This window comes from Micromonospora sp. NPDC049801 (assembly GCF_040656575.1).
In the GTDB taxonomy this organism is placed as follows: domain Bacteria; phylum Actinomycetota; class Actinomycetes; order Mycobacteriales; family Micromonosporaceae; genus Micromonospora.
In genome coordinates, this window is the sequence record NZ_JBFAMS010000019.1 from 64,765 (window position 1) to 79,498 (window position 14,734).

At 64.6% G+C, this 14,734-nt stretch carries 8 protein-coding genes and 1 pseudogene; 6 read left to right on the top strand and 3 right to left on the bottom strand.

The window, feature by feature from the left end:
* Positions 1-8: 8 nt before the first annotated feature.
* Genes AB0I89_RS28580 through AB0I89_RS28590 form a run of 3 tightly spaced genes read left to right on the top strand, consistent with a single transcriptional unit; the run spans position 9 to position 8,202 of the window.
* Positions 9-2,810 (top strand): helicase-related protein, encoded by a 2,802-nt coding sequence (locus AB0I89_RS28580; RefSeq protein WP_357133096.1) that lies wholly within the window; start codon positions 9-11, stop codon positions 2,808-2,810.
* A complete protein-coding gene (locus AB0I89_RS28585; RefSeq protein WP_357133098.1) occupies positions 2,807-7,720 on the top strand; it encodes a class I SAM-dependent DNA methyltransferase in 4,914 nt (1,637 codons plus the stop codon). Before AB0I89_RS28580 ends, AB0I89_RS28585 begins: the two co-directional genes overlap by 4 nt.
* Positions 7,721-7,758: 38 nt before the next feature.
* A complete protein-coding gene (locus tag AB0I89_RS28590) occupies positions 7,759-8,202 on the top strand; it encodes a hypothetical protein (protein ID WP_357133100.1) in 444 nt (147 codons plus the stop codon).
* A gap of 64 nt (positions 8,203-8,266) precedes the next feature.
* On the opposite strand, the pseudogene AB0I89_RS28595 reads toward AB0I89_RS28590, so the two are convergent.
* From AB0I89_RS28595 to AB0I89_RS28605, 3 genes and pseudogenes are all read right to left on the bottom strand, one after another.
* Positions 8,267-8,461: pseudogene (locus AB0I89_RS28595) on the bottom strand (DUF397 domain-containing protein).
* Positions 8,462-8,763: 302 nt separating this feature from the next.
* A complete protein-coding gene (locus tag AB0I89_RS28600) occupies positions 8,764-9,336 on the bottom strand; it encodes a Scr1 family TA system antitoxin-like transcriptional regulator (RefSeq protein ID WP_357133102.1) in 573 nt (190 codons plus the stop codon).
* 278 nt (positions 9,337-9,614) lie between these two features.
* A complete protein-coding gene (locus AB0I89_RS28605) occupies positions 9,615-9,830 on the bottom strand; it encodes a hypothetical protein (RefSeq protein ID WP_357133104.1) in 216 nt (71 codons plus the stop codon).
* Between the two features lie 425 nt (positions 9,831-10,255).
* Between AB0I89_RS28605 and AB0I89_RS28610 the strand changes: the two genes are divergently transcribed.
* The 3 genes from AB0I89_RS28610 to AB0I89_RS28620 all read left to right on the top strand — a co-directional run bounded on the left by AB0I89_RS28610 (position 10,256) and on the right by AB0I89_RS28620 (position 14,734).
* A complete protein-coding gene (locus AB0I89_RS28610) occupies positions 10,256-13,402 on the top strand; it encodes a type ISP restriction/modification enzyme (RefSeq protein WP_357133106.1) in 3,147 nt (1,048 codons plus the stop codon).
* A 272-nt stretch (positions 13,403-13,674) separates the two neighbouring features.
* Complete coding sequence (locus tag AB0I89_RS28615) at positions 13,675-14,007, top strand: hypothetical protein (protein WP_357133108.1); 333 nt, start codon at positions 13,675-13,677, stop codon at positions 14,005-14,007.
* A 19-nt stretch (positions 14,008-14,026) separates the two neighbouring features.
* On the top strand, positions 14,027-14,734 hold the full coding sequence (locus AB0I89_RS28620) for a TauD/TfdA family dioxygenase (protein WP_357133110.1): 708 nt from the start codon (positions 14,027-14,029) through the stop codon (positions 14,732-14,734).

The following is a 14,734-nucleotide window of genomic DNA, read 5'->3' on the forward strand; positions in this document are numbered from 1 at the left end:
CACCACCGATGACCACCACCCAGGCCGCGACCTTCGCTCCGGGCTCCCGCATCGTTGTCCGCGACGAGGAGTGGTTGATCCGCAGCGTCAAGACCGGCACCGCAGACGGCACGATGGTGAAGGCGGTCGGCGTCTCCGAGTTCGTGCAGGACGTCGAGGCGACCTTCTTCACCAAACTTGAGGACATCACGCCGCTGGTGCCCGAGGAGACGGACCTCATCCAGGACACCTCGTCGCGGTTCCGGCAGAGCCGCCTCTTCCTGGAAGCCGTGCTGCGGCGTACGCCGCTGCCGCGTACCGAGCGCGGGTTGGCCCTCGCCGACCGGTTCTTGCTCGACCCGCTGACCTACCAGCAACGACCGGTGGAGCTGGCGCTCTCCGGCCTGCGGCCGCGGATCCTGCTCGCCGACGTGGTCGGCCTGGGCAAGACCCTGGAGATCGGGTTGATCCTCGCCGAGCTGATCCGCCGGGGTCGCGGTGAGCGCATTCTGGTGGTCTCGCCGCAGCAGGTGCTTGAGCAGTTCCAGCGGGAACTCTGGACCCGGTTCGCGATCCCGCTGGTCCGGCTGGACTCGACCGGCATCCAGCGCATCCAGCAGGAGATCCCGGCCGGGCGTAACCCGTTCACCTACTTCAAGCGGGCCATCATCTCGGTCGACACCCTCAAGGACGCCGGCCAGTTCGGCCACCACCTTGATGCCACGACCTGGGACGCGGTCGTCATCGACGAGTCGCACAACCTCATCAACAAGGGCACTCAGCGCAATGAGCTGGCCCGCCGGCTGGCCGCGAAGACCGACGCGCTGCTGTTGGCCAGCGCCACCCCGCACAACGGTGACAAGCAGTCCTTTGCCCAGCTGATCTCGCTGCTCGACCCCGCGGCGATCGCCAACGAGAAGGACTATCAGGCCAGCGACATCGCGCACCTCTACCTGCGCCGCACGAAGATCAGCCCGGAGGTACGCGACCAGATCGGCGACCGCTGGGCCGACCGCGGCCCGTCTGAGGCGCTGCACTGCGCGGCGACCCCGATCGAGGAGCAGATCTTCGACGAGTTGACCGATGTCTGGTTGGCCGGCAAGTGGACCGACGAGGCGATCACCGGGCAGCACCGACTCTTCCCGTACACCTTGTTGAAGTCGTTTCTCTCCTCGCACCGTGCGTTGCACGAGACGGTGACCAACCGGCGTAAGAAGGCCACCGGCACCGAGCGGGCGGCGCTGGACCGGCTCGCGGAGCTGACCTCGGCGATGACCGACCAGGATTCCAGCAAGCTCAAGGGGCTGGTCGACGAGCTGCGGAAGATCGGCGTCGCTAAGGGCAGCGAGACCCGGGCGGTGGTCTTCTCCGAGCGGGTGCCCACCATCAAGTGGCTCGCCGAGGTGGTCCCCGGGCTGCTCGGCCTCAAGCCGAACGCGATTCGGGTGCTGCACGGGGGCGTGGCCGACAAGGACGAACAGACGATCCTGCAGGAGTTCGAGCTGGCCGGCAGCGACGTCCGGCTGCTCTTCACAGGTGACGTCGCCTCCGAGGGCGTCAACCTGCACCAGCAGTGCCACCATCTGATCCACTATGACATCCCGTGGAGCCTGATCCGGATCGAGCAGCGCAACGGCCGCATCGACCGGTACGGGCAGAAGCATCAACCGCAGTTCCGCGCGTTGATCCTCACCTCCGACCGCGACGACGCGAAGGACGACCGGACGGTCGCCGAGAAGCTGCTCAACCGTGAGGAGACCGCGCACCGCAGCCTCGGCAGCGTCGAGGCCCTGACCGGTCAGTTCGACGCCAAGGCCGAGGAGGACCGGCTGGTCCGCGACCTGCTCGCCGGCAAGTCGGTGGACGAGTCCTACGAGGCGGCCCACGCCGAGGTCGACGTGATGGCCGACCTCTTCGGCGAGGTCGGCACCGCACCGGCGACGTCGGACGTGTTGCAGGCCCGGGTGCCGAAGCTCTTCGACTCGACGCAGGACTTCGTCGACACGGCCCTCTACGAGATCTACGAGGACCGCCCCGAGGATCACATCGACCTGCGCCGCGAGGACGAGTTGCTGACGTTCCTCGCGCCTCACGACCTGGTGCACCGGCTCACCGACCTGCCCCGCTCCTACCTGCGGGCGCATCGGGAGGGCGAGGACCTGCGGCTCAAGGTCACCTTCGACCGTCCGCTCGCCCAGCGCAAACTCGACCAGGCCCGGCAGAGCAAGACCCCGATGTGGCCGGACATCGCCTTCCTCAGCGACGTGCACCCGATGGTCGACTGGTTGGTCGACAAGGTGTTGATCCGGCTGGGCCGCCAGCAGGCCCCGGTGCTCACCGCCGACGTGGCCGCACCCACGTTCCTGATCCAGGGCGTCTACGCCAACCGCCTCGGCCAACCCACCGTCGTGCAGTGGATGGCCGTCTCCGATCTCCCCGCCGCGCCAACCATCCGGGCCATGGACGAGGTGCTGCGGGAGGCCAATGTCGGCCCCACGATGGTCAACCGCGCCGAGGCCATCGCCATCGGTCCACTGAAGGAGCTGCTGCCGGAGGCCGTCCAGGTGGCCCGGCGGTACCTGGAGGGCAAGCGCGACGAGTGGGCCGAGGCGAACGCCGAGCCGTTGCGCAAATATCGCGAGCAGCTGAGCGCCTTCCAACAGGCGAGCCTCTTCGATGAGCTGCCCGGCGCGCATCGGGAGAAGCGACGCCAGCGCGTCGACACCACCGTCCAGGAGCAGCACGACCTGCTCGATCGCTTGGAAACCACCGGCGACCCGCTGCTGCGGGTGCTCGCCGTCCTCGTACCGTCGCAGGAGAACGCCGCATGAGCTTCGAGTCGCTGACCAACCGTGGCGAGTACCTCTCCGCGCACTACCTGGCCGAGATCCTGCCGACCACCCTCAAGGGCAGCGATTTAATCAAGCGATGGACCGCGGCGGAGAAGAGTGGCGAGCAGACCCCGCGCACCCAGTTGCGCCGCATGCGCCGGCCTTTCTTCGACGCCAAGACCGAGCTGACCGACGCCGAACTCTTCGACCCGGAGCGGCTGCGCAAGCAGCACCAGGACGTGCTGCGGGCGCTCGGCTTCGACCCGCAGCCGCAGACCATCACCGTCGAGCGCAACGCCCAGGAGTACGAGGTCCACGTCGCGCACGCCGAGCTGGGCACCGCGCACGGCATCGTGGCGTTGGACTGCGGCTGGGCGGTCGACACCGAGGCCGCCCAGGACCCGGACGACGCCGGCCGCCTGCTCGACCCGCTCACCCTGTCGAGCACCGAGACCATCGAGACGGGCGCCAAGCTCGCCTCGCTGCTCTTCGCCGCCGACAGCCCGAAGCCCCGCTACGTGCTGATCCTCAGCGGTGGCGTGGTAACCCTCGCCGACCGCACGGTCTGGGGTGAGGGCCGCTACCTGGCCGTCAGCCTCGACACCGCGTACGCCCGCAACGACGACAAGGAACTAGACGTCGTCGCCGCACTCTTCGGCGCCGACTCGCTGCGCCCACCCGCCGAGGGTGGCACGGAACCCCTCGCCGACCTGGTCGCCGGCTCCCGCCAGCACGCTGTGGGCGTCTCCAGCGAACTCCGCGAGGGCCTGAAGGTCTCCGTCGAACTCATCGCCAACGAGGTCCTCGACCAGATCCGGCGGGCCGGCTACCAGCCGCAGCAGGTGATGGCCCTCGACGAGCTGGCGAAGGAGCTGGGCCGGGAGTCGCTGCGTTACCTGTACCGCATCCTGTTCCTGCTCTACGCCGAGGCCCGCCCCGAGCTGGGCGTGCTGCCGGTCAACGACCCCCAGTACGTCGAGGGTTACAGCCTCGCCCGCCTCGGTGACCTCGTCTCCCGCCGCCTCGCCCCCTCCGCCGAGGACGGCACCCACCTGTACGAGTCCCTGGACCTGCTCTTCCGCATGGTCAACGACGGGCACCGGGCGCGCGGCGGCGCGGAGATCGCCGACAAGGCCAGCGAGGGCGAGGGCCTGCGCTTCGAGCCGATGAAGTCGGACCTGTTCCTGCCGGAGAAGACCAAGCTCATCGGCCGGTTGATCCCCGTGCCGAACCTTGACGACGACATGGACGACGAGGACGCCCCGAAGATCGACACCCGGCTGCGCAACAAGGTCCTCTACGAGGTGCTGCGCCGGCTAATGCTCACCAAGGGCGGCAAGAAGCGCCGCGGCGGCCTCATCTCGTACGCCCAGCTCGGCATCAACCAGCTCGGCGCGGTCTACGAGGGCCTGATGTCGTACACCGGTTTCGTCGCCACCGAGCAGCTCTACGAGGTCGCCAAGAACGGCGACCCGAAGGACGGCTCGTGGATGATCCCGGCCTCCAAGACCGACGAGTACGACGACAACGTCTTCGTCTACAAGGAGAACCCGTACACCGGCGTCCGTAGCCGGGTCTGCCACGAGGCGGGCCAGTTCGTCTACCGGCTCGCCGGCCGCGACCGGCAGACCAGCGCCTCCTACTACACCCCACAGTCGCTGACCGAGGTCACCGTCCAACTCGCCCTGAAGTACCGGCTCGACCAGGACGACACCATCACCCCCGCCCGCGAACTGCTGGACTGGACGATCTGCGAGCCGGCGCTCGGCTCCGGTGCGTTCCTCAACGAGGCGATCAACCAGGTAGCCGCCGAATACCTGCGCCGCCGGCAGAAGGAACTGGACGTCACCCTCGACCCGGAGGACTACCACCTCGAACTCCAGCGGGTGAAGGCGTACATCGCTCTGCACAACAGCTACGGCGTCGACCTCAACCGCACCGCCGTCGAGCTGGCCGAGGTGTCACTCTGGCTAAACGTCATGCACGCCGGCCTCCAAGCCCCCTGGTTCGGCCTGCACCTGCAACGCGGCAACTCCCTCATCGGCGCCGGCCGCAAGACCTACACACCGAAGCAACTCGCCGACAAGTCGTGGCTCACCACCGCCCCGAAGGAGCAGCCCTTCCGGGACGGGCCGATCGACGAGGGCACCATCCACCACTTCCTGCTCCCCGCCGACGGCTGGGGCGCGGTCGCGGGGGAGAAAGAGGCCCGCGAGCTGGCGCCGGCCGAGACCGCCCGTTTGAAAGCCTGGCGTACAGCGATGAAGCGCACGCCGTCGGCCAAGGGGAAGAACTCGCAGGTCCAGCGGTTGCAGGCGCTCGCGCGGCGGGTGGAGTTCCTGTGGGGGCTGGTGCAGCAGCGGCTGGCCATCTCCGAACAGGAGATTCGCCGCGACATCGCGGTCTGGGGTGCCGACGACCTGCCGCCGGTCACCGAGGCTGTGCCCCGGGACGAGATCCTCGCCGACCTGACCGCGCCAGGGACGCCGTATTGGCGGCTTAAGACACTGATGGACGTCTGGTGCGCGCTGTGGTTCTGGCCGCTGGACAAGGTCGGGCTACTCGACGGCTCCGACCCGGCCTACCCGGCCACGCCCGTCCAGGTCTCGCACATCAAGGACGAACCGGCGTACGAGGAACCGGTGGTCTACGAGACTCGGGATCTCTACGGCAACGTGCAGCCGCAGCAGATGAAGATGCCGACGAAGGCGACCGGCACCCGGCGGATGACGGTGGCGGAACAGCTCCGCCAGCAGGTGCCGCTGTCTAACCTGGACGACTGGTTGACGTTCGCAGAAGCGCTCATCGGCCGGCGCGATCTTGACGAGAACACCGAGAGGTTCTACGGCCGGAAGCTGACCAGCCTTAGCGAGATGAGCGATTTCGAGGGCAAGCTCGACAGCGTGATCGGCGTCGACTCACCGTGGACGCTGTCCGATCGTTTCCCCTGGCTTCTCGCCGTCGACCAGATCGCCGAACAGCAGGGCTTCTTCCATTGGGAACTAACTTTCGCTCAATCGCTCGGCAAGGGCGGATTTGACCTTCAGGTAGGTAACCCGCCATGGGTTCGGCCAACGTGGCGGGAAGATGCCGTCTTGGCTGAGGTTGATCCTTGGTTCGCTCTGGCGGAAAGAGCGACGGAGGGCGTTTGGCGGCAACGCAAGGTCCACACTCTGAATTCAGTTGGCACGCTCCGATATGCGTTAAACGAGTTGACGAGCAATTCAGGCCTAAGCAGGTTCATCGCCAACCCTGCTACCTACCGACTGTTGGAAGGAACGCAGCCGGATCTCTACCGTGGATTCATGGTAAAAGTTTGGGATTGCCTGGCTCAAGGCGGCTCTGTTGGCTTAGTCCATCCCGATTCGCATTTCGTTGGAGCGAAAGAGACTAATCTTCGTGCCGCCGCATATCGTCATCTGCGCCTACATGCGCACTTCGTGAACGAACGATCAATATTCCCCGAGATCGGTCATCCCGTTAGTTTCGGAATTCATATCTACTCGCATCCGAGAAATGTTGCGTTTCTTCATGCAAGTTGGCTATTCGACCCGAAGACGCTTGCCGACTCTCTGGCTCATGACGGTGTCGGTGCCCTGCCAGGCATCAAGCATGATGGGAAGTGGGACCTTCGGGCTCATTCAGATCGATTAATTGAGGTCACGCTCCCGGTTCTTAGTGTTTGGTCAAAGTTAATCTTTGGCAACGACTCGGCCGCTGATACTTCCCCACTTCTGTATCCAATTACCAGGTTCGAGCAGCGCGCGATCGAATCGCTTGCCGCAGTCGATGTGAGGCTTGGGAGTCTGCGACCACACATCAGCGCTGGCCTTCACGAGAAGATGGCGAAGGTGGAAGGGGTCATACGATGGCAGACGACCACACCGTCCTCGTTGGCCGCAGTCGTTATACAGGGACCTCATCTCCATGTAGGCAACCCCTTCTTTAAGCAGCCGAATGAGGCCTGTCGGAGCAAGGGCGACTGGACTGCATTCAATCTTCCTGTCCTGCCGGATTCCATCCTCCCGCGCACTAATTATCAAGTTACTGGTCGTCATGTTTCAACCGAGGAAACGTACGAGGGAAAGAGTTACCTGGAGCATTACCGGGTGGCCTGGAGGCGGCGTATCCCAAGCGGGAATGAGCGAAGCCTGTTCGCCGCTCTAATTCCACCAGGTCCGACCCACGTTCACACCGTCCACTCTATGGCCTTCAGCGACAGCAGAGTTACTGCACTGGCTGCGGGGTTTTGGTCTTCGCTTCCTCTCGACTACTTGCTCCGCATCGCGGGCCGGGGAGATCTTCAGGTTCGAGAGGCACATGCAATGCCTGCGCCAGCGAGTGATCACCCTCTTGCCCCCGCACTGTTGCTGCGAACGCTGAAACTTAACTGCCTTACGTCCGCCTATTCTGATCTTTGGAAACAGCTTTTCGACGCATCATGGGGTGCTGCTGAAGAATGGGCAATTGCCTGGCCCGGAACTACGCCATTGCTTACAAATCGCGGGCCTTGGCGGCCGGAGGTACCGTTGCGCTCGGAGTGGGAGCGACGGGCCGCGCTAGTCGAGATAGATGCCATCGTTGCGACTTGGTTGGGACTGGGGTTGTCGGAGTTTTTGTCAATCTATCAGTCCCGTTACCCAATCATGGCCGACTACGAATCAATGATGTGGTTCGATAGTCGAGGGCGCAAAATCGCGGCAGACCACAACGCATACGGAGTGGGCCAGAAGAAAGAGCATTTTCTGCAGTTGTTGGCGTATCTCGATGATCCGGCGCGGAGCCCGGTGCCGGAAGGGTACGTGGCGCCGTTTTTTAAGGCGGATCGAGAGACCGAGTACCGGCAGGCGCATGCCGTGTTCACTAAGCGGCTTCAGGATTCGATCGACGCTGGCTGGCAGCCGTCGTAGTCCGCCCGCTACCCCTCTTCGACCCCGAAGGAGAGCAGATGGCTCCCAGCAACCACCAGAAGCACCAGGCTGGGCGACACCTAGCGGTGGCTGCGGCTCTGTTGTACGGCTATTCGGCGAGCCTGAACGGTCCGCAGACCTTCGTAACGATTAACGGACGGAAGGCGGCCGTGCAGGTTGCTGCGCAGGGCACCTGGATGATCGCGGACATCGACCGGATGACGGCGATGTCGATTGACGTCTACATCCTCGTGGACGTGACCGAGGGACGTCGGGACTTCTATGTCGTGCCCGGAGACGACCTGCGTGCCGGGGTGCGCGAGCGGCACGACGAGTTCATGGCGAGCGTCGGCGGTGTTCGCCCGCGTAACCCGGAAAGCCGTCACACGGCCATCTACCCGAAGGACGTGGAGGCGTGGCGGAACCGGTGGTCGTTGTTCGAGGACGTGACTCAGCCAGCGATTGGGGACGCGACCTCCTGACCGATTGCGTGACGGGAGCGCATCCGGCGCGTCCGCCCAGCTGCGCTCCCGTCCGCCGTGCATGTCAGTGCTCGGACTTCGTGACCTGAACGAAGATGGTCCAGGCGGCGGGGGAGAAGGTGAGGGCTGGTCCCGCCGGGTCCTTGCTGTCGCGTACCGCGACGAGGCCGGGCAGGTTGTCGGCGACCTCGACACACGCACCACCGTTGTCACCGCTGCGGGTGCTCTTGCGCTACTGGGCACCGGTCAGTTCAGTCATGATGAACCTTTCGACGATCTTGCTGACGAGTTGCCTCGATTGTTGCTCATCGAGAGCCAGGGACGTAAGACTCCCCCAGACCTTCTCGTAGGTGGCGATTTCCTCGGGGCCGATCGAGATACAGGGCACCGGTCAGCGACTCGCTGTAGACGACCGACGGCTCCGGGACGACCCGGTTGGTCAAAGGGAAGTCAAGCATCATGAAGGCGGCCGGCGAGCGCGCCGTAGTGCGCCCCGACGGATAGTGGCAGGACCCGGATGGAGATGTTCGGCAGGCCAGTGAGGTCATTCAGGTGTCGGAGCTAATCGGCCATCACCCTGCGGCTGCCGATCTGCTTGATCAGGAGCGCCTCGGCGAGCACCGAGCTGAGCTGGGGTGCCTTCGGTAGCCGTCGCCGTAGGAGGCCCTGCCGCTGAAGTCGGATGCTGATGAGCTGGTCGATCTCGTCCTCGCTCATCTCGGTTCGATTTTGATAGGCCCCCCTGGCGTACGCCTCTGTCTGCAAGAGGCCGGGAATCAGTGACTCGTCGTATCCGCGCAGCCGAGACGCGGCGGATTCCAGGCCGACGTGCAGTTCGAACCAGTCGGGGATGGCGTCGCCGTACGAGTGCCACCAGCCCTTGGCCTTGGTCTCGTTGGCTAGGGCGGTGAGCGCGCCGGTCAGCTCGGCGGTCGCCCCGTACAGCTCGCACATGGCCTTGGCGTCGACGGCGCGGACCGGGCCGAGGCCGGTCTCGATGAGCCACAGCTTCTGCCGGCTGAACTGCATCGCCTCGGATGCGCCGTCCAGCGTCATCCGCGCCTCGGTGCGTAGCTCGCGCAACGCTCGCCCGAGCTGCCGTCGCGGCACTGTCGATCCCATGTCGTCGGCCATCCGCCACCCCCTCTCCGTGTTGCACGGTGTTACATCCCAACGCCATCGCTGAAACGTGGAACCGTTGCCGATCGGCCATTCTTCGGCGGCGCCACTGCATCAATAGCGATACCCGTCTGACCATCCAAGACACTCCCGACAACAGTCATGTACGCGCAATTCCCACGCGGCGATTGTCGGCGTACCAACGGCGGTTCTGTATGTTTTTCGGGGTGATCGGAATTCCCCGCCGGCTCAGGTGTGTCGGCCGGAGCCGGCGGTCGAGGCGGGGAGTCGGGTCAGCCGGTCAGCGGGCTGAAGCTGCGGCCGTCGAGCACGTTGATCAGGCCGTCGTCGCGGTGCACCTCGCAGCCGCGCCGCCGTAGCTCGGCCACCAGCTCAGCCTCATCGTTCAGCGGGATTTCCAGCAGTCCACCATTAGGGACGGTGGCCTGCTGCTTACCGAAGCGCGTGTGCAGATCCTTCGGCAGGAGCGTGAAGGCCCGTTCCGCCACGACGTGCAAGATCAGGTGTTGATGTGAGCCCCGTCGGCGGGCCGGTCGGGCCAGTCACCTTCGGCGCCTCCGTTCTCTGTCGTGCGTACCTACCGGCATCATGCGGTTGGTCAGACGTGCACTGTCGCCATTGATCTATTTCGCTGCCTGTCGCATGCTGTGGCGATACGGCGGGAGGTTGGCCAATGACTCTGAGTAGCCCTGGCGAGCTGGGTGGTGGCGGCACGTTTACGACTCACCGGTCGAGATGAGGGCGCATGGACAGGAGCGCCCGCACGCGCAGTGCGGCCCACGTGCCCGGTCCTCGGGGTTCCGCTGAAGCGTACGGCGCCGTGCTGGAGGCAGCTGTTTCTCACTTCGGTGCCTCCGTCGCGCCGGTCCTTCAGCGGGGACTGGCTGCTCGGGAGGACACCTTGCGGGCGCCAATGGTCGAACTTCTCGTTGCGGCTGGACAAGCGATTGGCTGCCCGGTCAGGGCGCACGGCGAGGTCCGCCTCCCGGAGCTTGCTATCCGCCCTGACTACTTGATCGACGTCGACGGAGCCCCGATCGGGTATGTGGAACTCAAGGCGCCGGGCAGGGGTGTTCCCGGCCACGGTTGGCATCCCACGGCCCGGGAGCGTAGGCAATGGGTCCAGCTTCAGTTGCTTCCGAACGTTCTGTATAGCGATGGTCAGTCCTTCGCGGTGTATCGGTGGGGAGAATTGCAGGGGCCAGTGGCACGGATGGACGGCGACCTGCAGCGGGCCGGTGCACGCCTTCGGCCCGCCGACGGCAACCTGGCGCTCGTGCTCCACGCCTTCCTTGCGTGGCGTCCACGTCCACATCGCCGCCTCGAACATCTGGTCCGAGACGCGGCACGACTTTGCCGATTGTTGCGCGACGAGGTGTTGGACACCCTTGGTCAAGAGCGACTCGGTGGGAGGGTGCGGCTCTTCAGCGAACATCTAGCCGACTGGCGCACCTGGCTATTTCCCCACCTGAGCGAGGAGTTGTTCGCCGACGCCTACGCGCAGACCGTCACGTTTGGGCTGCTGTTGGCGCGTCGGTCAGGGATCGAGTTCGAAGGCAAGGAACTGCCGACGCTCGGGCGAGAGCTGGCCAAGAACCACCTGCTCGTTGGGCGAGCGCTGGCTATCCTCACCGAGGACCACGGTGGTCCTAGCATTGAGCAGCGCAGCGTGGCTCTGCAAACGCTGCGGCGCGCCATCGAGGCCAGTGACTGGACAGATTGGCGGACAGACACATCGGACCAGCTGTATGAGCGCTTCTTGGAGTTGTACGATCCAGCGGTTCGACGGGGAAGTGGCTCCTACTTCACGCCCCAGCCCGTTGCGGACTTCATGGTCCAGTTTGTCGACAGCATCTTGCACGACAAGCTGAACCGACGGCTAGGTCTGGCTGACCGCGACGTAGTGGTCGTCGACCCGGCAATGGGTACAGGCACCTTCCTGTTGAGCGTCATTGCACGTGTAGCGAAGACGGTTAGGGCCGACCACGGGGACGAGCCCGCTGAACTTCGTGCTCTCCTCGGTCGTTTAGTTGGATTTGAACGCCAGATCGCGCCCTTCGCCGTAGCGGAACTACGGCTGCACCAGGATCTCGCAGCGCGGGGACTGGAGGTTGCCGACGAGAAGGTCAGATTCTACGTCACCGATACCCTGGAGGATCCTGACGTAGAGACACTTGTTAGCCCGTACGTGTACCGGCCAATTGCTGACTCCCGGGCGCAAGCAATCAAGGTCAAGACCGAGGAACGGGTCATGGTCGTTCTCGGCAACCCGCCCTACCTCGAACGCGCCAAGGACCAGGGAGGGCTCGTACTTGCCAGCAACAAGGGAAAGTCGAGCATGCTCGACGCTTTTCGAGGCACCAGTACCGGCAGACTCGAGTTCAAACTGCACAACTTGAACATCTACTTTTGGCGCTGGGCCACCTGGAAGGTATTCGAAGCGCATCCTGAGCACCCGGAGGGAGTCGTGGCTTTCGTTTGCACATCGGCCTATACGACCGGACCAGGCTTCGCCGGCATGCGTGAGTACCTGCGACGGCAGGCCGACTGGGGTTGGATCATCGATCTATCTCCTGAAGGGCATCAGCCCGAGGTGCCGACACGCATTTTTCCAGACGTGCAGCAGCCATTGTGTATCGGCGTATTCGGACGGGCCAAGACGGCCGATACGGAAACACCCGCCAGAATCCGTTACGTTGCCCTCTCCGGGACCAGGCAAGAAAAATTCGACGCCCTCCAGGCTCTGAATGCCGCAAGCGGTCGGTGGTTGGACTGCCCAACGAAGTGGTCGGCTCCCTTCCGTCCCGCGTCGCAGGCCATATGGAACGACTGCATCGCGCTCGCCGACCTGATGCCGTGGCAATCGCCAGGTATCAAGGCGAACCGAACATGGGTTTACGCTCCGGACGAAGAAACGTTGGCCGAGCGGTGGCGCCGTCTAAGCCTGGCTCCCGTGGTGGAACGGCCAGATCTTATGAAGGAAACTAAGGATAGGGCAATCGCCGTCGTACTCTCGCCGCACTTCGACGGCACCGGTCAGCCTGCGTCACTGACTGGCGATATTGACCCTCAGGTTTCCATCATGCGCGTATCTTTCCGGAGCTTCGATCGGCAGTATGTTATTGCCGACCGGAGGGTTGTCGATCGAGCCCGTCCCGATCTGTGGTCTACACACGGAAAACATCAGACGTATCTGACGACACTGTTCGCGGAATCGGTGACCTCCGGACCGGCCGTCGTGTTCGCCGCAGAGGTGCCGGATAACGACCACTACATGGGTCATCATGGAGGCAAGGTACTACCGCGGTACCGTGACGTCAGCGGTCATCATCCCAACATCGCCCCTGGTCTGATGGAGCAGCTTTCTCGCCAGCTCGGTGGCGACGTTACCTGCGGAGACGTTTTCGCCTATGTTGCCGCCGTGGCGTCGCACCCCGGCTTCTCGACGCGATTTCGATCGGAGCTTCGCACCCCGGGAGTGCGGATCCCGTTGACATTGAACCCAAACCTTTGGCGTGCGGCAGTCGGCCTTGGTGAACGGGTGATCTGGCTTCAGACCCACGGTGAGCGTTATGTCTGCTCGTCGGCTGGCCGTCCACCAGGACCACCGCGGGAACTGCGCCCTGATGTCCTCGTGCCCGTACCAGGGGTGGCGGACCGCATGCCCGAAAGCATCACGTACGACCGGGACAGTTTGACCCTGTATGTGGGCGAGGGAGCCCTCGGTCCCGTCCCCTCAGCAGTCTGGGATTATGACGTTTGTGGCACGCAAGTCGTCAAGAAGTGGTTCGACTACCGCTCCAAGCGGCCCCGCGTGCGCAAATCGTCCCCACTGAACGAAATTGTTGCCAGTAAGTGGGACTTCACCGACGATTTGCGAAACCTGCTAGCCGTGCTCCATGGATGCGTGCTCCTCGAGCCGCAGCAGGACGACGTGCTGAAAGCCATCCTCGATGGACCTCTTCTGAAGGCGACAAAGCTTGAGGATTTAGGCATGCTGCCACCGGCAGATGAAGCGAAACGGCCGATCATCGATGTCCAGCCGCCCCTCTTCCGATGATCGGCTAGGTTGGACCATGTCTCGCGCTCGGTCCGGAATTCAGCACGAAGTAGCCAGTGCCTCTGCCTGGCCCAGGATGGCCACGTAGGCCGGCGGCGCACTCTGTCCGGTCGCCGCTGTCGCCCGGGCACCCGTGGCGGATTCGACCTGGCGGGCCTGGACCGGTGCCGGTAGCTGCGCCGCAAGGGCCTCGTCCCCGGGCGCTCGGCCGCTGTCTGAAGTGGACGTACGGCTGAAGCAACCTGCTGGGTTCCATCAATACCTTGGTCGGCATGGCATACCGGAACTACACGGCCGATGGCAGCTACTGGACGGTTCGGAAGCAGGGCGCCGTCTACTGGGTCGCCCGCATGCGCCGTGTCAACGGCTCTTACGAGTGGTTGGACACCTGGGGCGGTTATGAGCGTGCCGGAGCCGCCGCTGGGGCGGCCGCACAACTGGCCTACAACCAGGCCCGGGAAGATGTGCTCAAGGAACTGGTCGGCAACCTGCACACGGCGCTGGACCGAGCAGGTCTGGGTGCGTTGCCCACGCCGGCCCCGGTGAAGCCCCCCGCGCGGTCGGAGCTTCCGGCGGCCGCCGATCTCGATGACCCTGAGGATTGACGGCGCGTAGGCAGGGCGTGTGCGGCTGGTGGAGGCGGGGCGCCAGGCTGAGGTGAGTCCGGACCTGATGCCCGGCGTACTCGCCCGAGACGGTGTCGTCCTGATCCGGCAGGGGTCGATCGCCGAGGTCCGCGCTCTGCTCGACCGCTGGACCGTCCCCGTCGACCATCCGCATCAGGTGGCCGGCGGACTGACCGTCATCGAGCCTCGGTTGCAAAGGAGAGAGGACGAAAACGAGGCCGGCTTCACCGATCTGGGCCTGTCGCCGCATACCGATCGCAGTCTGCACGCGCAGCCCCCCAGCGTGCTCGCCACCCTCATGCTGACTCCGGCGATGGCCGGGGGAGACGCCACACTGGTCGACGGCGCACGAGTGCTGGGTGTCGTCCGCCAACACGTCGGGGATAGCGAGATCGCCGATCTGCGGTTGAGGACGGCAACCGGTCGGCCAGGCCCGGCGGTTGTCGAGATCAGTGTCGGCCACGCCCGCATCCGCTATCGCGACGACCGGATCGCCGGCCCGTACAGCACCAATGGGTGCACGGACCTCGTGGTCACACCCCGTCGCCTGATCGCTGAGACGGCCCAAACTCTGCACCTGGGTACGGGCGACGGTTACCTCGTACACAATTACCGGTTTTGCACGGGCGCACGGCCTTCACCGGGGACCGGAGCCTGGCGCGTTTCCTGGCGAGAGTCAACAGCGACCATCCGTACACCTGGTTGA

What these genes read in the sequence shown, in the direction of transcription:
- AB0I89_RS28585 (WP_357133098.1), top strand. Translation starts at nt 2,807, where the DNA reads ATGAGCTTCGAGTCGCTGACCAACCGTGGCGAGTACCTCTCCGCGCAC.
- AB0I89_RS28600 (WP_357133102.1), bottom strand. Translation starts at nt 9,336, where the DNA reads ATGGCCGACGACATGGGATCGACAGTGCCGCGACGGCAGCTCGGGCGA.
- AB0I89_RS28580 (WP_357133096.1), top strand. Translation starts at nt 9, where the DNA reads ATGACCACCACCCAGGCCGCGACCTTCGCTCCGGGCTCCCGCATCGTT.
- AB0I89_RS28615 (WP_357133108.1), top strand. Translation starts at nt 13,675, where the DNA reads ATGGCATACCGGAACTACACGGCCGATGGCAGCTACTGGACGGTTCGG.
- AB0I89_RS28610 (WP_357133106.1), top strand. Translation starts at nt 10,256, where the DNA reads ATGGTCGAACTTCTCGTTGCGGCTGGACAAGCGATTGGCTGCCCGGTC.
- AB0I89_RS28590 (WP_357133100.1), top strand. Translation starts at nt 7,759, where the DNA reads ATGGCTCCCAGCAACCACCAGAAGCACCAGGCTGGGCGACACCTAGCG.